The sequence below is a fragment of the Polaromonas sp. P3_B4 genome, from assembly GCF_056402835.1.
In genome coordinates this window covers 932,828-952,654 of record NZ_JBFUGQ010000001.1, presented here as the reverse complement: position 1 = coordinate 952,654, position 19,827 = coordinate 932,828, and the positions used below count along the sequence as shown (strand labels likewise).

The following is a 19,827-nucleotide window of genomic DNA, read 5'->3' as shown; positions in this document are numbered from 1 at the left end:
CCGCTTGCTAAGGCTTCACCGTGCCTTTGCGCATAGTGGCAACTTGCCCCGCCATGGATTTCTCAAAGTCCCAGGTTGGAGAAGTAATGAGCGCGGGATAGGCGGCGCAACGCTCTCGGGCTCGCGCGGGGTCGCTCGAAAACACAGTGCGCCTCTGATTAGCCTTGAACTCAACAATCCTTCGATCGAGCTGCGCGCGAACCGCGTCGGCCTTCGCGCGATCACCTTTGGTCTCCCGCTCAATCATGGCCGACATATTGCTTTCCACTTCTTGCAGAAGGGGCGCCGACCTTGCCCGCCAAGCGGCGTAAGCGGCTTCATTTTTGGCCTTGTGCTCAGGAAATTCTTCAGCGCACAGGTCTTTGATGGCTCCCAACGATTGAGCTGCGCCATACAACTGGCCGAGATCGTTCTCGTAGTTTCCTGAAGCAACCGCTAGTTGAGCATGAGCCGCAGGGGTAAAACCGAGCACCATCAGCGTGATGATTCCAGCACTGAAAAACGAGTTGGTCATATTCGATACTTTCAATTGAAGTTCTCCAGAGTCTATTTGACTTGCAAAGATGACTTGCTGTCTCGCCTTCTCAACGCCCAGGCAAAGTAAACCCCCTCCGCCGCCATCACCGCCCCGCCCAGCGCCACCACTGCGCTGCTCCCAATGCGGGCGATCAAACTTGCAGCCAGCACCACGCCGATGGACTGGCCCAGGAACAGAAAAGAAGCAAACATCGAGACGGCGGTGCCGCGCGCATGCGGCGCCATCTGCGTCGCGTTGGCCTGCATGACGTTGTGGAACATGAAAAAACCAAACCCACCCACCAGGCTGGCCGGAATGGCCGGGGCCCAGTGCGGGGTGTAGGCCAGCACCAGGGCGCTGACGCCGAGCATCGCGCCGCCCAGAATCACCAGGCCGTGCTGGCCAAAGCGGCGTATCAGCGGGCGGCCTGCGGCCATGTACCCGACGCCGCCCAGACCAAACAGCGCCACGATGGCGCCGGACACCGAAAGCGACAAGCCCAAAGTATGGTGCAGGTGCGAGGCCCAGATGGCCAGCACACCAAAGCCGGCGGCGCCTTCTATCACCGCCATGATCAACACGACGCGTGACCAGCGGCCGGTAATGATTTCCAGCGCCTGCGTGACGAAGTGGGTGCGCTGCACGGGCTGGCGGGGTGCGGCGGCCGGGTCTTTGCCCTCGGCGCGTTGCGCGGCATGTTGGCGGCGCAGGTCAACGTAGAGCAGCGTGCCGACCACGGCAAACAGCACGGTCATAAAAACAAAGGACCAGCGCCAGCCCAGTGCATCGGTCAGCAGGCCGCCAATCAGCTGGCCGCACACAATGCCCAGCGTGCTGCCCAGGCCGGTACGTGTGAGCATTTCCTGCAGCTGGTCGGCGGGCACGTTGTCGCCCACCCAGGCCATGCCCAGCGGAATCAGCGCCGCGGCGCCCAGCGCCATCAGCATGCGGGCAAACAGCAGCACATCAAGGCTGTGCGCAAACACGGCCAGAAGGCTGCCGATGCTGCAGCCCAGCGTGGCAAAGGTGACGACGCGAAACTTGCCCAGCCTGTCGCCCAATGGGCCGTAAAAAAGCTGCGACGCGCCATACGTCATGGCAAATATCGACACGACCTGCGCTGCCTGGGCCAGGCTGACGGCAAACACGCGCGACAACTCAGGCAGCATGGCGTCGCAAATGCGCTGGGCCATCATGCTGGCAAAGGTGCCAAATGAAAGAAGAAGGATGGAGCGCCGGACGGCGGGGGAAATGCTGGTGTGGATAGCGCTGTGCGCGGCGGCAGGAGTCATGAAGGTAAACGGGCCCGGGAGCTGCTATATGGCCAACTTGGAAGCAGATTTCCATTGCGCAATACGGGTCATGTGGTACTGCAAATAGAAGGTGCTGAAGAGGAAAGTCATGGCCGCTGAAAGCTCAAGCTGCATGGGTTCAACGCTGTTGTAGTGATTCAGCATGGACCTTCGAATGGAATAAGCCCCGAAATAGAAGATCACATACGACACGAGCATCAAGAGAAAACCAACCCCCTTGAGATTGTCTGAGCCTTCAAACAGTATCTGGGCAAAGATGGCCAGCGGGACATAAATGACGAATTGGGTGGTCGCATTCGACGCCGGATTGATTTTTCGCACCCAGGTGGATTGGACGAACATCCAGACGATCATGAAGACCCCAAGCGTGAGGAGCGTAAACAGCAGCACCAAAGCCCAATGCAATTGGGGTGGCGCGGGGTAAGCGTCTGCGTTCATACCGCCGCCTTGTGGCCCGGGGTTGGTGAAAGAATCCGGCTGGTAGTCACTCACAAGCGCCTTTTTTAATTAGTCGATCTATCGTGCGACACCGCCCGCGGATACAGGTACTCGCAAAGGACTCGGCCAAAGTGCGAAAGCGCGTGTGTGTTACGCCTATGCGGGCGCGGCGCGCACTGGTTGTACTGCGAGCTGTACTGTGCCAGTTGTACGTCATGCACCCCTCACTGCATCGCGCAACGGCCGTTGCACCCCTGCTGAAGAATGGTGGCCTTCCACTCTTTGCGCGTGCCCAGCCATGCATAGCAAATCTCACCGACGCTTTTGCCGGAAAATTCTGCAGCCGTCGCCGCGGAGGTGAACTTCGCAGTCAGGAGGTCGGAATACAGAGAGCCAGAACACACTCGCCATGTGTTTTCTGGCTTGCCACTGCGGGCGGTTTCGAAGGCCTGCTCTTTGGCCTCTTGCTCGGAGGTTTCGGCCAGTATCTGCGTCTTTTGCTCTTCGGCCCTGGCAACCAGCTTTTGCACAGCAAGGCCGGCAGATTGCTTTGCCGCATCTCGCCTGGCGGTAACGACTTTTTCTTGTTCGGTATCAGACTCGCGGTACAGCCGCGATATCTTGAAGCGCAGTTCGGGATCGAAATCATCATCCTGGGGAATCACAGGGACACCGGGTATGTGGACGGGCCGTGGGAGCTCTTGCCGGCGAAGCTCTCCTTGCAAAAACCGGCCGTCTTCGGTGAGTGCAAGCGAGTAATGAACATCAGATTTCAAAGACACCTGCAAGACGTTGCCAGCCACCTTCCACTGGCCGGTGTCTGACGACCTGGGCATCTGGTAAATGGCAACGCCGTCCGGGTTCAGGCGGAGTATGTTTCCCGGCACCTGCAACGCCTCCGACTTCCATACGCTGCCTGCAAAGTTGGCCGCTGCGGTAGCCGCGGTTCCGACGATCGGGATGTAGCCGTCGCTGGTGAGCGGCGCACGCGCCAGCGGAGCCAGAAGCGTGGCGCCGCTTTTTGTCTTGCTTTCCCCGACGTAGCGGGTCATCACGTTGCTAATGGGCGGCTCTGAAATCACGGCCCTGTAGTCGGCCCTGTTGTAGCTGCCTGGCTTCAACAGCGAGGAGTCGTAGGACAAGGTCACCCCGCCATCGCGAGTCAGCGTATAGGACACCGCGTAGGCGTTGCCGCTGCGCAGCTCAATCAGGCCCTGGGCTTTTCCGTAAGTGGCCAGTTCCGCCAACAACTGGCGCCGCCAATTGACAAGGCCGGCGCGGGTGGCGCCGACCGTCACGACCGTGTTGCGCAAGACTTCCACCGGCAAGATGGCATGCCCGGCAGGGCTGAAGCCGATGCAGGTCCAGAACTGGTCCGCGATTCCCACCAGCTTAGAGGCGCCCGCCTGCCCCATAAAGCCGGTGACGGTTTTGCCCTTTTGGGTGTTTTCAACGAGTTCCTCATAGCGTTGCCGCGGAACACCAGCATTGCAGCGCTGCAACTGTTCCAGCGCATCTGGGGCCAAGAGCGACTGGCGCGAAAAGCGTTCTTCGATGTCGCGGGGGCTCACTGCCGCGGCGGGTGCCTGCTGGGCGAATCGGGCTTGCGCTGGCGGCGCAGGTCGCAGGGTGGCAACCACACGGTCAGCCATGGAAAGTGCACGCGCTTTGCCCGCTGGGCTATAGACGCCGCTGTTGGCCTTGTCCCTGATGCTTTGCGCAACAAGTTTCATCATGCTGTCTGAAAGACCTTGCAATGTCTCAAGAATTTTTTGCGCGGCTTCCGCATCGGGTCCGCCTGCTGCCGCGTTTTCTTTCATGTTTGTGGAGGCTGCCTTGCTGGCGCCTTCGATAGGAATGACCATCCAGTTCAAGGCATCGAGGTATTCCTCTTCATACGCGCGGGGGTCTGCATTGAAAGCTTTCTCATAGCGCTTGACGAGAGGCCCGATCAGTTTCGGAATGTCCGGCTGGCCAATACTTTTTGGAAATTCCACAAAATAGTCGTCCATGACGACTTTGGCCCTTGCCGGCGCCAGCAATGCGCGCAACGCGGCACCACCCTCCGGATCTGAATATTTCAGCGGGCGGTCTGGCTGCATCACCTGCTTGCTTTCATGAAGCATCAGTTCCGAAGCGAAAGCCCGAACCGCATCCCCCGCCCATACGAAGCCGCTTTGGCTCGCAAGCAAAAAAACCAAAGCCCATGTTTTAACGAAGCGCATTTTTTCCCCTCCACCGCTTATCTATTTTTTGCTTGTCTACCCCGCCCAACCCACCCAGCTGACCTCAGGCTATCTCATCAAAGCGCCTTGCCCAACCGCCCCACACCCTCTTCAATCTTCGCCACATCCGCGGTGGCAAAGCTCAGCCGCAGCGTGGCCAGGTCCGGGTTGCTGGCGTAGAACGGCGCGCCGGGCACAAAGGCCACGAGCTGCTCAATGGCTTTTTTGGCGAACTCGCCGGCGTCTTTGCTTTTGCCGCCCGCGCCCGTCAGGCGTGCCCAGAAGAACAAGCCGCCTTGCGGCTGGGTGAATTCAATCGCGTCGCCGAGCTCGCGCTTGAGCGCGGCGCCCATGGCGTTGGCGCGCTCGCCGTACACCTTGCGCACATGGGTCAGCGTGGCGGGCATGCGGCCGGCCTTGAGGTATTGGGCAGCGGTGGCCTGGGCGAAGGTGCTGGTGTGGGCGTCGCTGAACTGCTTGCACATGGTGGCTTTCGCCAGCAGCTCGGCGGGAGCGATCATCCAGCCCACGCGAAGGCCTGGGCTCAACACTTTGCTGAGTGAGCCGCAGTGGGCCAGCAGCTCGCGGCTGCCGGGCACGCCGGCGCTCAGGGCGAGCAGTGAGGGTGGTGGTGCCTCGCCGAAGTAAAGGTCGCCATACGGGTCGTCTTCGACGATCAGCGTCTGGTATTTAACGGCCATCTCCAGCACCTTCTTGCGGCGCTCCAGGCTGAGCAGCGCGCCGCTGGGGTTGCCGAAGGTGGGAATCAAATACACAAACTTGGGCTTGTGCTGGGCGATGAGTTGTTCGAGCTCGTCGGTTTTGACGCCATGGGCGTCAATCGGCGCGCTGATGAGTTCTGCGCCGTACAGGCGAAAACACTGGATGGTGGCCAGGAAGGTGGGGCCTTCGACGATGACCTTGTCGCCGGGGGAGATCATGGTTTTGCCGAGCAAATCAAGCGCCTGCTGGCTGCCGGTGGTAACGATGAGGTTTTCGGGGGCGACGTCTTTGGCGCCCTTGGTGGCCATGAAGGCGGCGAGCTGTTCGCGCAGCGGGCCGTAGCCTTCGGTGGCGCCGTATTGCAGCGTGCCACCGGGTTCTTCGTTCAGGGCCTTGTTGCTGGCCTCCTGGATGCCGGCCACGTCGAACATGGCGGGGTCCGGAAAGCCGCCGGCAAAGCTGACAATGCCGGGCTTGCCCAGCAATTTGAAGAGTTCGCGGATGGCGGAGGTTTCAACGTTGTTGAGGCGGTCGGCAAATTGCAGTGGCATGGGGGTCTCGCTTTCTGTTTTGTATTGTCGCCAATTTGCGCGCAGGTTTCCTGCGGCCTGGACCGCCGGTTGCCCTGCGGTCGCAGGGAAGTTGACAGAGTATCAATCTAGAGTAATACTCTAGTCATGAGTTCTGCCACACCCCCTGCCGCTGCCGCCCTCTCCACCCGGGAGCGCCTGCTGGACGCCGCCACCAAGGTGTTTCTCGAACACGGCTTCACGGCGGCCTCGATGGACATGGTTCGCCAGGAGGCGGGCGTGAGCAACGGCAGCCTGTACCACCACTTTCCCACCAAGGCACAGCTGGCCGATGCGCTGTATGCGCACACGCTGCGCGATTTCCATGGGGCGCTGATGCAGCCCATCAGCGGCAAGGCCTCTGCCCAGGCCGGCGTCAAGGGCCTGATGCGCGCGTACATCCAGTGGGTGCTGCAACACCCCGACCAGGCACGGCTGCTGCACACGCTGCGGCGCGGCGGCGACATGGCAGGCGGCGCCGAGATCGACGCGGCCAATGAGCAGGCCTTTGCCACGCTGAGGGCCTGGGTGGCGCAGCAGGTGGAGGCCGGCGAGATGCGGGCCATGCCTTTTCACCTGTGGATGGCGCTGATGTTTTCACCGGCGATGTCGCTTACGCAGGGCTGGGTCAGCCAGCCCACCCCGGCCGTCACACCCAAAGTGAGGGCCGCACTGGAACACGCGGCCTGGATGGCCATGGCCCCCTGAAACACCTTCCCGATTTCAACAAGGAGTAGCTGCATGAAAGTCGTCAATGTTCATCAACGTCTGCTGCACGCCAGCCCGGAGCAGGTGGGCGCGCTGATTGATTCGCTGGGCTCGCCGGCCGATGCCTTGTGGCCCGGCAAGGTCTGGCCGCGCCTGAAGTTCGACAGGCCGCTGGCCGTGGGAGCCATCGGTGGGCATGGGCCTATCCGCTATGTGGTGGAAGCCTACACACCGGGGCAGTCTGTGCGGTTTCGCCTGACAGCACCGGCGGGGTTTGACGGCTGGCACGGCTTTGAGGTGCTGGACGCCACGCCTGCGCATTGCGTGCTGGAGCACCGCATTGAGATGAACACACGCGGCACTGGCCTGCTCTTGTGGCCGCTGGTGATTGGCCCCCTGCACGATGTTTGCGTGGAAGACGTGCTGTCGCAGGCGCAGCTCTCGCTGGGCAACGAGCCACGGCAGGTGCCATGGCCGGCCTACGTACGCCTGCTGCGCTGGCTGGTGTCGGGCGGCAGGCGCTTGACCCCACCGTTTTCGCGCAGCCAGCATGCCCGCTGACTTGCTGGCCTGGGGCCGTCAGGTGCTGGGCCAACAGCCCTTCAGCGCGATGCTGAACGCGCAGCTGGATGCCTTTGCGCCCGGCGGCGCGGAGCTGTTGGTGCCGGGCCGAGTTAACTACTTTAAAGGAGTTATTTGCTTTAACTATTTTTCAGGAGTATTATGACTTAACTACTTTTGAGGTGTATTTTGAGCAATGTGACTTACCCGGTAGACACGCCCCAGCAACTGCGCACCATGTTGCGAACCCTGCGCCAGGCACGCAAACTAACCCAAACCCAGCTGGGTGAAATGCTGGGCGTCAGCCAGAAGCGCATCGCTCGCATAGAGGCCGCGCCTGAAGTCACGGCTTACGACCAGATTGCCCGCATGGTTTCGGCCATGGGCTGCAGCCTTGTGATTGAAGAGGCTTCCCGGCATCGCGTGGCAGAGGACGAGCCCGCCCCTTACGCGCCGAAGTGGTAGGCGGGCGAACACCATGGTGACCTTTCGCCGCCCCCGTACCAGCCCGGGTGCCAACATGCTGACAGTGTGGGCCAATGGAGAACAGATTGGCAACTGGTCCATCGTCGACAGTGAGCATCGCTTCCAGTACGACGAGAAGTGGCTGGTTTCCACCTCTTCGCGCCAGTTGTCGCTTTCACTGCCTTTCATGCCCGGAAACCTGCCGCATCGCGGTGAGGTGGTACACAACTTCTTTGACAACCTGCTGCCAGACAGCGACGCCATACGCCGGCGGCTGCGCGACAAATTTGCCACTGGCGGCACAGCCGCATTCGATTTGCTGGCTGCCGTGGGACGCGACTGTGTGGGCGCGGTGCAGCTGCTGCCCCCAGGGCTGGAGCCCAAGGGGTTTGACCGCATTGAGGCTCGGCCGCTGGACGAAGCAGGCGTGGAACAAGCCATCCATAACGCAGTCACGGCCGGACGGGTGCTGGGCCAACAGCAGGAAGACGACTTCCGCATCTCGATTGCCGGCGCGCAGGAAAAAACCGCCCTGCTCTGGCACGAGGGGCAATGGTGCCGGCCACTGGGCGCAACACCCACAACACACATCATCAAGCTGCCGCTGGGTCTGGTGGGCAACGTGCGGGCCGACATGCACACTTCCGTCGAAAACGAATGGCTGTGTGCGCAGATTCTGGGTTTGCTGGGCCTGCCGGTAGCGGCGTGCGACATCGCGACTTTCGGGCAACGCAAGGTGCTGGTGGTGGAACGGTTTGATCGCGCCCCTGAAACCCCGCCCGGCCGCCCGCCCTGGCTGGCGCGGCTGCCGCAAGAAGACTTTTGCCAGGCACTGGGCGTGGCGGGCCCCATGAAGTATGAATCGGACGGAGGACCGGGCATACGGACCATCTTGCGCCAGCTTGACAGCAGCAGCCAGGCCGCGGCTGACAAGCTGGTGTTCGTCAAGGCCCTGCTCACCTTCTGGATCATGGCCGCCACTGACGGCCATGCCAAGAATTTTTCGATCTTTCTGGAGCGCGGCGGCAGCTTTCGCATGACGCCGCTGTACGACGTGCTGTCGGCCTGGCCCATCATCGGCAACGGGCCCAACCAGATCAGCCCACGCCGCGCCAAACTGGCCATGGCCTTGCGCAGCAAAAACGCGCACTACCATTTGCACGAAATCCGCACCCGCCACTGGGAAGCGCTGGCGCGGCAAAGCGGTGTGCCGGGCGCCTTCGACCAGATGGTGGCGCTGGTGCTGCAGGTGCCGTACGCGCTGGAGCGCGTGGCCGCGCAGCTGCCGGCAGATTTCCCCAAGGCGGTGTTCACGGCCATACGCCGCGGCATGTTGGCGCAGGCTGAAAAATTCGTGGCTGAACTTCCATGACGGAGCCCGGCCTTGACCCCGCGGCCCGCCGCACTTATATCGCCCGCATCAACCGGGTGGTAGACCACGTCAGCGCCAACCTGGCCGGCACGCTGGACTTGCAAGCGCTGGCCGATGTGGCTCACTTTTCGCCCTGGCACTTTCACCGCGTGTTTCAGGCGGTCACGGGTGAAACCCTGGCTGACTGCGTGCGCCGCCTGCGGCTGGAGTCGGCAGCCCAGCAACTCATTTTTTCACCGCAGACCGCGCTACAAATCGCGCTCGACACGGGCTTTGCGTCGGCCGAGGTTTTCAGCCGGGCCTTTCGCGCCCATTTCGGCACAACGCCCACGGCCTGGCGGCGCGGCGGCTGGCGCGACTGGGCAGCGCGCCAGCAGCGTGAACTTAGCAAGATTCATCAAGGCAATCACAAGATGAATCAAGACTCCCTCATGGCATTGTTTAAAGATAGAACCCTCTGGCCCGTGGGGCCGGTTTTATCTGAAAGAGGTTTGAGCATGCACATTGAACTGAAGACCATTCCTGCCATGCGCCTGGCTTACATGCGCAACACCGGCCCTTACGGCGACGGCGTGGCGCAGCTGTGGCAACGCTTTGTCGCCTGGTGCGGCCAGCACGGCCACATGAACCCGCGCCCCAGGATGTACGGCATCAGCCAGGACAACCCCGAGATCACGCCGGCCGAAAAATGCCGCTACGACGCCTGCATTGAGGTGAACGAGGCTTTCAAACCGCAAGGCGAGACAGGCGTGCAAAACTTTGGCGGCGGGCGCTATGCCTGCGGCCGTTTTACCGGCAAGCCGGGCAACGAAGTGCACGAAGCCTGGACGCACATGTTCGCCGAGTGGCTGCCGCAAAGCGGCTACCAGCCGGAGAACAAGCCGGCCCTGGAGCTGTATGAAGAAGACTTCGTGATGGACCCGAAGACCGGCACCTTCAGTTGCTGGCTCTGCGTGCCCGTGCGGGCGCTGTAGCGCCGGCGCCTGGTTTTAAAAAAAGCCCGGCCTGGAGCGGTGGCGCCGTATTGCGACTTCACGCCGAAGACGCCGGTGCCTGCGTAGGCCACAGGCAGCCGCGCTTGCGTTTGGCCCCGTCGCTATTAAATCAGTAGCTGCTGGCGCTTAAGCAGCAAGGGCTGAAGGCCATTTTCTTGCAGTACTTTCGAGACTGCAGAGGCCGCAGCAACGGCGCGCCTCAATTGCGCAGCTTGCCGTCGCGAGTCACCATGCCCAATTCCACATACTTGCTGCCGTGGTTCTGGACTGGTGAATAAGACACGACGAAGCCGCCGGTGTCATAACTGCCCATGGCACTCATCGCGGCCAGCAGGGCTTTGGCATCGCCTGGCTTTTTGCTGCGGCGCATCGCTTCGGTCAGCACCTTTGCGCCAATGCAAGCTTCCAGATGGGCGCTGTTCATGGCCTGCTTGACGCCGGCGTCCTGCAGCGCCTTGGCGCATTCCTTGACCACCGGCAACGGGGATGCGGCATTGGGCACGACCTGAGAGATGGACACTCCGGCGCCGGCTTCGCCAGCCGCATCGATGTATTGCTGCGCGCCCACAAAAGACAGGCTGGACATCGGGATGAATTTGCCCTGTGCCACCACCTGCTTGCTGATGTCAGCCGCGGCGCCGGACAGCACGGTGTTGATGAGGACGTCGGGCTTGAGCGCGAGCAGCTGCGCGACCTGGGCCTCACTTACCTTGGCATTGCGCTGCAGGGAGAAAGCTTCGGGTTTCTTGCCCTGTTTGGCCAGGTAGGCCACCACCACGGCCAGATTCTGCTTGCCGACCTCGTCGTCGTAATGCACCACCACCACCTGCTTGAGGCCCAGGCCCGTCCAGAAGGACAACATTTTTTCAAGCTCGTCGCCGTAGGATGCGCGCAGCGTGTACACCACCGGGCTCGGCTTGCGCACCGGGTTGGCACCGGAAAACGGTGCAAAAAACAGCACACCGGCTTTTTCCGCCTGGGGCATGGCGTCCAGGCTCAGCGTGGCCGACGCATAACCAAACAGGGCCACCGCGTCATTTTCGGCCAGCAGTTTCGTGGTGTTGGCGCCGGCCAGCTTGCGGTCGTTTTTATCGTCGAGTGTCACCAGCTGGATCGGCAGGCCGGCCACTCCGCCTTTGGCGTTGACCGACTTGAAGTAGGCCTGGGCACCGTCCTGGATGTCGCGTCCGAAACTGGCGTTGCTGCCACTCAGGGGGGCGGATTGGCCGATGACCCAGGCTTTCTGCGCGTGGCTGGCACTCGCAAAAAATACGAGAGACAGACTCAGGGCGCGAAGAACGCTACGTGAAGTGGAAATGGTAAACATGACTCATCCATCAAAAAAATCTGGCTGAGCCAGCGGGATCTTTCGATGATAGGTCGCCCGAGGGGAAAAATCCCCCAAGTTCGCACGCTTCGCGAGATGGATACCCACCATGCGCGACGGGGCGGCACTGCAGCGTTGACCGTTCGCAACACAGGGTATCCACCATAAGCCGCAAGTACTCACCCCCTCTTCGGGTGGGGCTGCATGGGACTGCCGCCCTGGGTTCACGAGGCGTGGCTTGCACACCCGATCCTGCGAGCTTGACGCCCGCAAGTTTCAGGCCCATTTCACAGCCACGCACCTGATACGCCAGGGCTTGCTGGTTGCCGTGCCTTTTGCGGAGCCGCAGCTCAACCAGCGTGTGCTGCAAGTGCTGTCTCTGCAGGGGCAAACGCTGGCGCCGCTGGTGCTGGACTTCACCGGCCAGCTGATCGCCGCCATACGCCAGTCGGGCGACGGCTTGGCACCGGCCCGCAGGCGCACGGCGAAAAAGAGCCGTTGAGCCCTGCCCGCGTTTGGGCGCTTACAACCCCTGTAGCGGCAGCAACTTGCCCTCGGCCGCGGAAGGCGGCGCAATGCGCAGCAGGCGCGACAGCGTGGGCGCGATGTCCACCACTTCCACCCGCGCATCGATGCGGCCGGGCTTTATCCAGGCGGGGCCGTACATCAGGATGGGCACTTGCGTGTCATACGGATGCGGTGAGCCGTGGGTGGCGACCGTGTTGCCGAACATCCAGCCGGGCTTGAGTGAATACTGCACGTCGCCCGATACATCGGCGTGCCAGGATTTTCGGATCTGATCAAAAAATGGCGCACCGGCACGGCTTGCGCTTGCCAGTTCGCGACGGGTATAGGCCGCAGCAAAGCCGGGCTCTGCCAGCAGCAGCGTGCGGGCTTCTTCTGCCAGGGCATTCGGGTCTGCCTGCTTTTGCGCGATGAGTTTTTTGTCGAACAGCAAGCTGGAGCCGGAGAATCCCGCCGTCCATTTGCCTTCGCCAAACCGTTTTTCCAGGCCGGTGTTGACGCGCCACAGCACCTGACTGCTGTTGACGCGACCGGCCTCACGGCCCTGGCTGGCGAGGTAGTCAGGTGACGGCATGAAGCCGTGGTCGGCCGTCAGCATGACGAGGTAGTTGTCTTTGCCGACGCGGGCGTCCAGGTCCTGGAAGAAGGCCTGCAGCATGCGGTCGAGTTGCAGCAGGTGGTCGTGCGACAGCCGTGACTCGGCGCTGTAGGCGTGGTTCACGTAGTCGTGGCCCGACAGGCTGACCGACAGGATGTCGGGAATGTCGTCCTGCCCCAGCTGCTCGCCGGCAATGGCCGCGCGGGCAAACTCCAGCGACATGGCATCGACAAAAGGACCACGCAGCAGCGAGCTGTAAAACCGCGGTCCGGGCGCCGTGTCGTCGGGCGCGCCGTACATGGCTGGCAAACCGCCGCCGGCGGGGCCAAACCATTTTTGCTGGTCGGGCACAGAGCGCGCATAGGCGGCCTCGGGCAGCAGGGCTTTCCATTCGGTCTTGAAGTAACGGTCGGCCAGCTTCTGGCCGTTAAAGGCATTGACCCAGCCCGGATGCGCGGCCATGTAGTGCGTGCTGGACGCAAACTGCCCTGTGGCACCCATGTACATATAGGCCGTGCCGGTTTTGCCGGCGGGCAGGATGGCGCCGCGGTCTTTGCCGGAGATGCCGATCACTTTTGAGCGGCTGTCTACCCGCCGCAGCACGTCGCCCACCGTTTCCACCTTGAGGTTCTTCGGGCTGGTGCCGTCGAGCGCATTGGTCTGGTGGCCGATGTAAGTGGCCGTGGTGTCGCCCGTGCAATACACCGGCTCTGCGGTGATGGGGTCGCGCCAGTCGTTGCCGATGATGCCGGTGCGATGCGGGTAAGCGCCTGTGAGCATGGTGGCGTGGCCGGCCGCGGTGACGGTGAAAGCATGGCCGTAATGCGCGTTGGCGAACCAGGCGCCGCGGTCAAGGAAGCGTGCCAGGCCATCGGGCGCGAGCTGGTCGCGATAGTCCAGCACCTGGCGCTGCGGCAGCCCGTCCACCACCAGGAAGACAACGAGTTTGGGCCGCGGTGCAGCGGCTTGCGATGGCGCGGTAGCGCCGGGCGCTGCGGCACAACTGGCCAGCAATACTGCCGTGAACGCGGCAACCAGAATACGCAAAGGTGTGTGAAGTTTCATGGGGATCATGCGGGTGATGCTAGGTGAGTTCATGGTTTGCGGGCAACAGTAGTCACCCGTAGCAGGCCTGGCTGTCACGGCCTGTTGCCGGGAAGGCTTGCATGGTAACTGCGTCACCACGTACCCATTTGGGTCCCCTGTGTAGGACCATGGCTCTCCGGACTACTACTTCTGTCTCGTTCACATTTGGTTTCAATGCCAAAGGATTGACGTGCGTTTCGGTTGTAAGGCAGGATGCATTCATGACCAACAACGCAGCGCCGGACACGGCGCCCAACGTAGCGCCATATGTCGCCGCTCCAGGAGAGACGGAGGTTGAGCGCGTGGTGACGGCGAGCATGTGCAACATGCGGGAAGGCATCTTCGCGCAGATGGAAAACATCCGCACGGAGTCGCTGCGCCACAACACGCCCCTCGGTCTGCACGTAGTGCTGCATTACCAAAGCGGCTGGTTTGTGCATTGGGTCGAAGGGCCTTCGGCGGCAGTGCGGGACTTGCTGCAGCATGTTGTGCAACACGACCCGCGCCACCATTCACCCCATACATTGCACACCAGCAAAGGGCGGCGGCTTTTGCCGACACCGTGGTCCATGGCGATGTCGCAGGCCACCGAGTCGGCGGTTTATTTCGGCCGCCGGGTCATGGCCCTGCGGGAGCAACTTGAAAAGGGCAAACAGTATTCGCCCTCCTCGGTGCTTCGCCGCCTGTCGGCACCCATGCAACTTGCCCAGGCGCAGGCACTCGCAGACCCCGAAGCCTTTCACCGCATGGGCATCTGCTCGGCCAGCGGCACCGAGGCTTTCGACATGGTGGGCTGGCTGGCCCAAAAGACCGGCGGGGTGGTCGCCAAACGGCGCTTTGCCGGCGAGACAGACTTTGACGGCAGCAGCGAGTATGTCGACTTCATGGAAGGCGGTTACCCATGCCGGCTGATTGCCGTGGCGCGCAACGGCCTGACGCACGGGCTTCGCCGGGCTTTCCTTCCGGAGTGGCCGCATTTTGTGATGCTCTTTTGCGGCGCGGCCAAGTTTGACGATGCGCTGATGGACCGCATGATCGCCGCCTGCGACGGCCTGCCTGCGAAGCCGGTGCTGGTGGGGGTTGCCCGCGACACCGCGACCCACCAGCGCATGCAGGAGATGGCAAAGGCTGCGCAGCTGGAGTATGTCGTCGGGGGCGTTGCCACGCCCGACAACTGCAACGCCATATGGCAGACGATGCGCGACCAGCTGGACCGGGCCGGTGCGCCGTCCAGCTCGGTGTGGGACGTGCCGCGCATGGCGGCTTGAGCGCCCTGCCCCATTTCCCCATTTCCCCATTTCCCCGTTTTTGTTTATCGGCATCTTGCTGCACGGACAGGTGTTTGCGCGCGCCGGCCTGCGCGCGCCGATACACTGCGAGGCATGAAAAAAGAAGACATCGCCCCATTCTTTGCCACGCTGAAAGCGGCCAACCCGATGCCTGTGACCGAGCTGGAATACACCAGCGTGTTTGAGCTGCTGGCCGCCGTGCTGTTGAGCGCGCAGGCCACCGACGTGGGCGTGAACAAGGCGACGCGCAAGCTCTTTCCGGTGGCCAACACGCCGCAGGCCATCATTGACCTGGGACTGGAACGCCTGGAGTCTTACATCCGCACCATCGGGCTGTACCGGACCAAGGCCAAAAACCTGCTGGCAGCGTGCCAGATTCTGGTAGAGCAGCATGGCGGCAAAGTACCGCGCAGCCGCGAAGCACTGCAGGCCCTGCCCGGCGTAGGCCGCAAGACGGCCAACGTGGTGCTGAACTCGGCATTTGGCGAGGCAACGATGGCGGTGGACACGCACATCTTTCGCGTGAGCAACCGCACGGGCCTGGCGCCCGGCAAAAACCCGCTGGAAGTCGAGCTGGGCCTGCTCAAGCGCGTGCCTGCCGAATACATGGTGGATGCGCACCACTGGCTGATACTGCACGGACGCTATGTGTGCATTGCGCGCAAGCCCCAGTGCTGGCAATGCGCGGTGGCACCGTGGTGCGACTTTGAACCGAAGACGCCGCCGCCGGCGGCGTAAAGAAAGCGCCTAACGGGCGAAGGTGCCGTCTGCGCGAATCATCGTCAAGTTAACGAAGCGCGAACCCAGATTGCTTTGCTTGCTGTAAGTCAATGCAAAGCCGCCCAGGTCTTCATTGGTGAATGTTTCGAGCGTGCTGATGAGTTTGGCGCGCGTGACCGGCGCCGGCGTTTTTTGCAGCGCGCGCACCACCAGCTTGGCGTTCAGGAAACCTTCCATGCTGTTGTAGCTGAATTTCTTGTCGCCGTTGGACGAGATGACGGTCTGGTATTCACGCACGACGGCGTTGCCCAGCTCGGTAAACGGGTAAGGTACGACCTGCGAGGCAATCACGCCAGCTGCCGCATCCTTGAGCTCGGCATGCAGCCCGGACGACACGCTGAGCACCATGAACTGGGCGGTCACGCCCTTGGCGCGAAAAGCCTGGATGAACGCCGCATTGGGCTTGGCCTGCCCGATCAAAATCACGGCCTGCGGCTGCGCCGCGGCAATCACCTCGGCGGCTTTGGCAACGTCCACCGTGCCGCGCGGCACCGGGGCCACGGCAGCAGCCGTTGCGCCGCGCTTTTGCATGGCGGCGTTCAGGGCTTCCAGGCCTTCCTTGCCAAAAGCGTCGTCCTGGTACATCACGCCGATTTTCTTGATGCCGATGGTCCACGCGTGGTTGACCGCCGCTTCGATCTCGTCGGTGGTGCTGGCGCGCACGTGGAACAGGTTGGACACATACGGTTCACGCAGCGACTTTGCGCCGCTGGTGTTGCCGATCTCTGCAATGCCGGCCGCCTGCACCAGGGGCACGATCTTCAGCATGTTGGCCGTGCCGCGATAGCCCACCAGCGCCACGGCGTTCTGGGTTTCGATCAGGGCCTTGGTGTTCTCGGCCGTCTTGTCGGGATTAAAGCCGTCGTCCAGGCTGACGAGTTTGATCTTCTCGCCGCGAACGCCGCCTTTTTTGTTGATGTCATCAAAGTACGCGTTCATGCCGCGCACATAGTCGGTCGTCAGTGCGGCGCTATTGCCAGAGAGGTCACCCGAGTGGCCGAGCACGATGTCGGCCGAAGCGGCCGAGGCGGCCAGACCCAGAAAAAAAGCGGCCAGAAAACGGCCGCCCTTTGAAAAATTAACAACTTTCATGAAACGAATCCCTACCCTCTTGTGAAAAAATTGGTGTCAATAAAAAAGCCGGCCCAAGGCCGGCTTGTGCTTCCGGTGCGCGGTGTATGTCAGGCGTCGACCCTGACCTTGGCCTGCTGGGCCACCTGCGCCCACTTCTTTTGCTCCATCTTGATGAAGGCCGCAAATTTTTCGGTGCTGCCGCCGCCGTCTTCGGCGCCATACTGGTCCATCTTTTCCTGCACGTCAGACATGGCCAGTACCTTGTTGACGTCTTCGTTCATGCGTTGGACCATGGCCGGCGGCATCTTTGAAGGGCCCATGAGGCCGTACCACACGGTGGCTTCGAAACCGGGGAAACCGGACTCGGCCATGGTGGGCACATTGGGATGGCCTTTGGCGCGCTTGAGGCGCGTTTGCGCCAGCGCGATGGCCTTGCCGCTTTTGACATGCGGCGTGGCCGAGGTCATGGTTTCAAAGCAGTAGTTGACCTGCCCGCCGATCAGATCGACCAGCGCCGGGCCGGAGCCGCGATAAGGAATGTGCAGCGCAAAAATCTTTGCCTGAAGCTTGAACATTTCCAGTGCAAAGTGCTGGGCCGAACCACCGCCCGCAGAAGCAAAGCTGATCTGGCCGGGTTTGGCCTTGCACAAGGCCACCAGGTCCTTCACGGTTTTGGCGGGCTGGTCGGCATTGCAGATGAGCATGTTGGGCGTGACACCGACCATGCTGATGGGCACGAAGTCGCGGTCTGCGTCGTAGCCGAGCTTGATGCCCAGTGCCGGCGCCAGCGCGTGGCTGTTGATGTGGGCCATCAGCAAGGTGTTGCCGTCACCGGCCTGCTTGGCCACGTAGTCGGCGGCAATCACGCCGGCCGCGCCACTCTTGTTTTCAATGATGACCGAGGTGTTCCACATGGTGGACAGCTTCTGGCCCACCACGCGCGCCAGCGCGTCGGTGCCGCCGCCGGGCGGGAAACCCACCACAATGCGCACCGGCCCACTGGGCAGCGTTTGCGCCCTGAGCATGGGTGACGCCACCATGGCGGCTGTGGCCGCCGTCGCGCTGATAAAGGTTCTGCGTTGCATGGTTTCCCTTTTTGATTCGGTAATTTATGGAATTTTGATGACCGTTTGACGTAACACCCTGCGGTCGTGCGCAGCGAGTGATCAGGCTGCCTTGCGCTGCGGCACCACAGCCGCATGGCTGGAAAAGTGGTCCATGGCGGCTTGCACACCCGATCCCGCGAGTTTGACGCCCGCAAGTTTCAGACCCATTTCACAGCCGCTCAGCGCCGCCATCAGCGTGAGGTCGTTGCAGTCGCCCAGGTGGCCGATGCGGAACATCTTGCCTTTGACCTTGCCCAGGCCGGTGCCCAGTGAGCAGTCAAAGCGTTCGTAAATGATCTTGCGCACTGCGTCGGCGTCGATGCCTTCAGGTGTCATCACGCCGGTCAGCACCGGCGAATACACGGCCGCATCGGCGCACTGGATCTGCAGGCCCCAGGCCTTGACCGCCGCACGCACGCCGACAGCCCAGCGCTGGTGGCGCGCAAACACGGTTTCCAGGCCGTGCTCAAGCAGCATGTCGCAGGCTTCGCTGAGGGCGTACAGCAGGTTGGTGTTGGGGGTGGACGGCCAGTAGCCGGTCTTGTTCATCTCGATGATTTCATCCCAGGCCCAGAAGGCTTTGGGCAGCGTGGCCTTTTTGCTGGCTTCGATGGCCTTGGCCGACACGGCGTTGAAGCTGATGCCGGGCGGCAGCATCAGGCCTTTCTGCGAGCCGCTGATGCTGACGTCAACGCCCCACTCGTCGTGGCGGTAGTCGGCCGAAGCCAGGCCCGAAATGGTGTCAACCAGCAGCAGGGCCGGATGTCTGGCGGCGTCAATCGCCTTGCGCACGGCGGCAATGTTGCTGGTCACGCCGGTGGAAGTTTCGTTGTGCACCACGCAGACAGCCTTGATGCTGTGCTGGGTGTCGGCCTTCAGGCGCTCTTCAATCAGATGGGCCTGGACACCATGGCGCCAGACGTCGGCGCCGGGGTAGCCGATGACTTCGGTTTTGAGGCCCAGGCGCGCAGCCAGCTTTTGCCACAGCGCGGCGAAATGGCCGGTTTCGTACATCAGCACATGGTCACCCGCATTCAGCGTGTTGGAAAGCGCGGCTTCCCAGGCGCCGGTACCGGAGGCCGGGTAAATGATGACGGGTTGTTGGGTCTGGAAGATCTTCTTGATGTCGACCAGCACTTTGAGGCCCAGCGCCGCGAATTCAGGGCCGCGGTGGTCGATGGTGGGCAGGCTCATGGCCCGCAGGACGCGGTCAGGCACCGGCGAAGGGCCGGGAATTTGCAGAAAATGACGTCCGGTGGGGTGAAAGTCAAGCGTCAACATGGCGAAAAACTCCAGAAGTAGGACGCTATTTTTTGCATACAAAATTCATTTGTCAATAGAGCAAAGGGTTACAAATTGATTTGACACCCCTGTTTTTTGCATACAAAATTTGCTTATGGCCGCCGAAATCATTCCCATCCCCCGCGCTGCCCTTCACGAACAGGTGGCGCACCGCCTGCGCCAGATGCTGGTTGAAAACCGCATCCACCCGGGCGCCAAGCTCAATGAGCGCGAACTCAGCGAAGTTTTGAACGTCTCGCGCACACCGCTGCGCGAGGCCATCAAGATGCTGGCCGCAGAGGGCCTGGTCGAACTCTTGCCCAACCGCGGTGCGATAGCGGTGGAACTCACCGAAGCCGACGTGCTGAATACCTTTGAGGTCATGGCCGGGCTGGAGGCGCAATCGGGCGAACTGGCCGCCCAGCGCATCACCGACGATGAGCTGGCCGAAATCAAGGCCATGCACTTTGAAATGATGGCCGCCTACACGCGCCGCGACCTGCCCAACTACTACCGGCTCAACTCCGCCATTCACAGCGCCATCAACGCGGCCGCGAAGAACCCGGTGCTCACCACCACCTACCGGCAGGTCAACGCGCGCCTGCAGGCGCTGCGCTTTCGCTCCAACCAGGACGAAGAAAAATGGAAGTCAGCCGTGAATGAACACGAGCTGATGATTGACGCACTGGCTGCGCGCGACACCGCCGCCATGCGCAAGGTGCTGCTGGGCCACCTGGCCAGCAAGCGCGAAGTCGTGGTCCAGCAACTGCGCGCCGCGGCGGCGCCCGCCAGCACGCCTTCCAGGGCGTGACCTGCAACGTGACCTTTGCCTGGCTTCAGGGCCGGGCCTCAACACCCACACAAAACCCGGATCG

20 protein-coding genes are annotated in these 19,827 nt (G+C 62.0%); 10 read left to right on the top strand and 10 right to left on the bottom strand.

Annotation, left to right across the window (positions count from 1 at the left end):
- Positions 1-7: 7 nt before the first annotated feature.
- From AC1DVV_RS04680 to AC1DVV_RS04660, 5 genes are all read right to left on the bottom strand, one after another.
- Positions 8-514 carry a hypothetical protein gene (locus tag AC1DVV_RS04680; RefSeq protein WP_477701902.1) on the bottom strand — a complete coding sequence of 169 codons (507 nt, stop codon included), beginning with the start codon at positions 512-514 and terminating at the stop codon, positions 8-10.
- 32 nt (positions 515-546) lie between these two features.
- Positions 547-1,809, bottom strand: a complete 1,263-nt coding sequence (locus AC1DVV_RS04675; protein ID WP_477701901.1) for an MFS transporter — start codon at positions 1,807-1,809, stop codon at positions 547-549.
- Between the two features lie 24 nt (positions 1,810-1,833).
- The gene (locus tag AC1DVV_RS04670) at positions 1,834-2,322 is read right to left on the bottom strand and encodes a hypothetical protein (protein ID WP_477701900.1); all 489 of its coding nucleotides are present in this window, start codon (positions 2,320-2,322) and stop codon (positions 1,834-1,836) included.
- 170 nt (positions 2,323-2,492) lie between these two features.
- Positions 2,493-4,370 (bottom strand): hypothetical protein, encoded by a 1,878-nt coding sequence (locus AC1DVV_RS04665; protein WP_477701899.1) that lies wholly within the window; start codon positions 4,368-4,370, stop codon positions 2,493-2,495.
- A gap of 200 nt (positions 4,371-4,570) precedes the next feature.
- Positions 4,571-5,761 carry an aminotransferase-like domain-containing protein gene (locus AC1DVV_RS04660; protein WP_457279770.1) on the bottom strand — a complete coding sequence of 397 codons (1,191 nt, stop codon included), beginning with the start codon at positions 5,759-5,761 and terminating at the stop codon, positions 4,571-4,573.
- Positions 5,762-5,893: 132 nt separating this feature from the next.
- On the opposite strand from AC1DVV_RS04660, the gene AC1DVV_RS04655 reads away from it, so the two are divergent.
- Genes AC1DVV_RS04655 through AC1DVV_RS04630 form a run of 6 tightly spaced genes read left to right on the top strand, consistent with a single transcriptional unit; the run spans position 5,894 to position 9,865 of the window.
- A complete protein-coding gene (locus AC1DVV_RS04655; RefSeq protein ID WP_477701898.1) occupies positions 5,894-6,493 on the top strand; it encodes a TetR/AcrR family transcriptional regulator in 600 nt (199 codons plus the stop codon).
- Between the two features lie 33 nt (positions 6,494-6,526).
- Positions 6,527-7,054, top strand: a complete 528-nt coding sequence (locus AC1DVV_RS04650; protein WP_477686903.1) for an SRPBCC family protein — start codon at positions 6,527-6,529, stop codon at positions 7,052-7,054.
- Positions 7,044-7,220 carry a hypothetical protein gene (locus AC1DVV_RS04645; RefSeq protein ID WP_477701897.1) on the top strand — a complete coding sequence of 59 codons (177 nt, stop codon included), beginning with the start codon at positions 7,044-7,046 and terminating at the stop codon, positions 7,218-7,220. The genes AC1DVV_RS04650 and AC1DVV_RS04645 overlap by 11 nt, the downstream gene beginning before the upstream one ends.
- A 32-nt stretch (positions 7,221-7,252) precedes the next feature.
- On the top strand, positions 7,253-7,519 hold the full coding sequence (locus AC1DVV_RS04640; RefSeq protein ID WP_477701907.1) for a helix-turn-helix domain-containing protein: 267 nt from the start codon (positions 7,253-7,255) through the stop codon (positions 7,517-7,519).
- Positions 7,520-7,532: 13 nt separating this feature from the next.
- Positions 7,533-8,891 carry a type II toxin-antitoxin system HipA family toxin gene (locus AC1DVV_RS04635; protein ID WP_477701896.1) on the top strand — a complete coding sequence of 453 codons (1,359 nt, stop codon included), beginning with the start codon at positions 7,533-7,535 and terminating at the stop codon, positions 8,889-8,891.
- Complete coding sequence (locus AC1DVV_RS04630; protein WP_477688973.1) at positions 8,888-9,865, top strand: AraC family transcriptional regulator; 978 nt, start codon at positions 8,888-8,890, stop codon at positions 9,863-9,865. The genes AC1DVV_RS04635 and AC1DVV_RS04630 overlap by 4 nt, the downstream gene beginning before the upstream one ends.
- A 220-nt stretch (positions 9,866-10,085) precedes the next feature.
- On the opposite strand, the gene AC1DVV_RS04625 is transcribed toward AC1DVV_RS04630, so the two are convergent.
- A complete protein-coding gene (locus AC1DVV_RS04625; RefSeq protein WP_477701895.1) occupies positions 10,086-11,213 on the bottom strand; it encodes an ABC transporter substrate-binding protein in 1,128 nt (375 codons plus the stop codon).
- Between the two features lie 238 nt (positions 11,214-11,451).
- On the opposite strand from AC1DVV_RS04625, the gene AC1DVV_RS04620 reads away from it, so the two are divergent.
- Positions 11,452-11,715: a hypothetical protein gene (locus AC1DVV_RS04620; RefSeq protein WP_477701894.1), complete on the top strand. Its 264-nt coding sequence runs from the start codon at positions 11,452-11,454 to the stop codon at positions 11,713-11,715.
- A 21-nt stretch (positions 11,716-11,736) separates the two neighbouring features.
- On the opposite strand, the gene AC1DVV_RS04615 is transcribed toward AC1DVV_RS04620, so the two are convergent.
- On the bottom strand, positions 11,737-13,401 hold the full coding sequence (locus AC1DVV_RS04615) for an alkaline phosphatase family protein (RefSeq protein WP_477667149.1): 1,665 nt from the start codon (positions 13,399-13,401) through the stop codon (positions 11,737-11,739).
- A gap of 242 nt (positions 13,402-13,643) precedes the next feature.
- Here AC1DVV_RS04615 and AC1DVV_RS04610 point away from each other — a divergent pair, with 242 nt between their 5' ends.
- Both AC1DVV_RS04610 and nth read left to right on the top strand, forming a co-directional pair.
- Positions 13,644-14,690, top strand: coding sequence for a BLUF domain-containing protein (locus AC1DVV_RS04610; protein ID WP_477688971.1), 1,047 nt, complete (start codon positions 13,644-13,646; stop codon positions 14,688-14,690).
- Positions 14,691-14,804: 114 nt separating this feature from the next.
- On the top strand, positions 14,805-15,449 hold the full coding sequence (nth, locus tag AC1DVV_RS04605; protein WP_477667147.1) for an endonuclease III: 645 nt from the start codon (positions 14,805-14,807) through the stop codon (positions 15,447-15,449).
- A gap of 9 nt (positions 15,450-15,458) precedes the next feature.
- Here nth and AC1DVV_RS04600 read toward each other — a convergent pair whose 3' ends face one another.
- The 3 genes from AC1DVV_RS04600 to AC1DVV_RS04590 form a co-directional block, all read right to left on the bottom strand.
- Complete coding sequence (locus AC1DVV_RS04600; protein WP_457278768.1) at positions 15,459-16,583, bottom strand: ABC transporter substrate-binding protein; 1,125 nt, start codon at positions 16,581-16,583, stop codon at positions 15,459-15,461.
- 89 nt (positions 16,584-16,672) lie between these two features.
- Positions 16,673-17,650 carry a Bug family tripartite tricarboxylate transporter substrate binding protein gene (locus AC1DVV_RS04595; protein ID WP_457278769.1) on the bottom strand — a complete coding sequence of 326 codons (978 nt, stop codon included), beginning with the start codon at positions 17,648-17,650 and terminating at the stop codon, positions 16,673-16,675.
- Positions 17,651-17,731: 81 nt separating this feature from the next.
- Positions 17,732-18,952 carry a pyridoxal-phosphate-dependent aminotransferase family protein gene (locus AC1DVV_RS04590; protein ID WP_477667145.1) on the bottom strand — a complete coding sequence of 407 codons (1,221 nt, stop codon included), beginning with the start codon at positions 18,950-18,952 and terminating at the stop codon, positions 17,732-17,734.
- A gap of 115 nt (positions 18,953-19,067) precedes the next feature.
- Here AC1DVV_RS04590 and AC1DVV_RS04585 point away from each other — a divergent pair, with 115 nt between their 5' ends.
- Positions 19,068-19,763: a GntR family transcriptional regulator gene (locus AC1DVV_RS04585; RefSeq protein WP_457278771.1), complete on the top strand. Its 696-nt coding sequence runs from the start codon at positions 19,068-19,070 to the stop codon at positions 19,761-19,763.
- The last annotated feature ends 64 nt before the right edge of the window (positions 19,764-19,827 follow it).

Bases quoted from the DNA above. Each gene is read 5' to 3' on its own strand.
- AC1DVV_RS04630 (WP_477688973.1), top strand. From the start codon at position 8,888: ATGACGGAGCCCGGCCTTGACCCCGCGGCCCGCCGCACTTATATCGCC.
- AC1DVV_RS04675 (WP_477701901.1), bottom strand. From the start codon at position 1,809: ATGACTCCTGCCGCCGCGCACAGCGCTATCCACACCAGCATTTCCCCC.
- AC1DVV_RS04625 (WP_477701895.1), bottom strand. From the start codon at position 11,213: ATGTTTACCATTTCCACTTCACGTAGCGTTCTTCGCGCCCTGAGTCTG.
- AC1DVV_RS04600 (WP_457278768.1), bottom strand. From the start codon at position 16,583: ATGAAAGTTGTTAATTTTTCAAAGGGCGGCCGTTTTCTGGCCGCTTTT.
- nth (WP_477667147.1), top strand. From the start codon at position 14,805: ATGAAAAAAGAAGACATCGCCCCATTCTTTGCCACGCTGAAAGCGGCC.
- AC1DVV_RS04650 (WP_477686903.1), top strand. From the start codon at position 6,527: ATGAAAGTCGTCAATGTTCATCAACGTCTGCTGCACGCCAGCCCGGAG.
- AC1DVV_RS04680 (WP_477701902.1), bottom strand. From the start codon at position 514: ATGACCAACTCGTTTTTCAGTGCTGGAATCATCACGCTGATGGTGCTC.
- AC1DVV_RS04665 (WP_477701899.1), bottom strand. From the start codon at position 4,370: ATGCAGCCAGACCGCCCGCTGAAATATTCAGATCCGGAGGGTGGTGCC.
- AC1DVV_RS04585 (WP_457278771.1), top strand. From the start codon at position 19,068: ATGGCCGCCGAAATCATTCCCATCCCCCGCGCTGCCCTTCACGAACAG.
- AC1DVV_RS04655 (WP_477701898.1), top strand. From the start codon at position 5,894: ATGAGTTCTGCCACACCCCCTGCCGCTGCCGCCCTCTCCACCCGGGAG.
- AC1DVV_RS04645 (WP_477701897.1), top strand. From the start codon at position 7,044: ATGCCCGCTGACTTGCTGGCCTGGGGCCGTCAGGTGCTGGGCCAACAG.
- AC1DVV_RS04590 (WP_477667145.1), bottom strand. From the start codon at position 18,952: ATGTTGACGCTTGACTTTCACCCCACCGGACGTCATTTTCTGCAAATT.
- AC1DVV_RS04635 (WP_477701896.1), top strand. From the start codon at position 7,533: ATGGTGACCTTTCGCCGCCCCCGTACCAGCCCGGGTGCCAACATGCTG.
- AC1DVV_RS04610 (WP_477688971.1), top strand. From the start codon at position 13,644: ATGACCAACAACGCAGCGCCGGACACGGCGCCCAACGTAGCGCCATAT.
- AC1DVV_RS04615 (WP_477667149.1), bottom strand. From the start codon at position 13,401: ATGAAACTTCACACACCTTTGCGTATTCTGGTTGCCGCGTTCACGGCA.
- AC1DVV_RS04595 (WP_457278769.1), bottom strand. From the start codon at position 17,650: ATGCAACGCAGAACCTTTATCAGCGCGACGGCGGCCACAGCCGCCATG.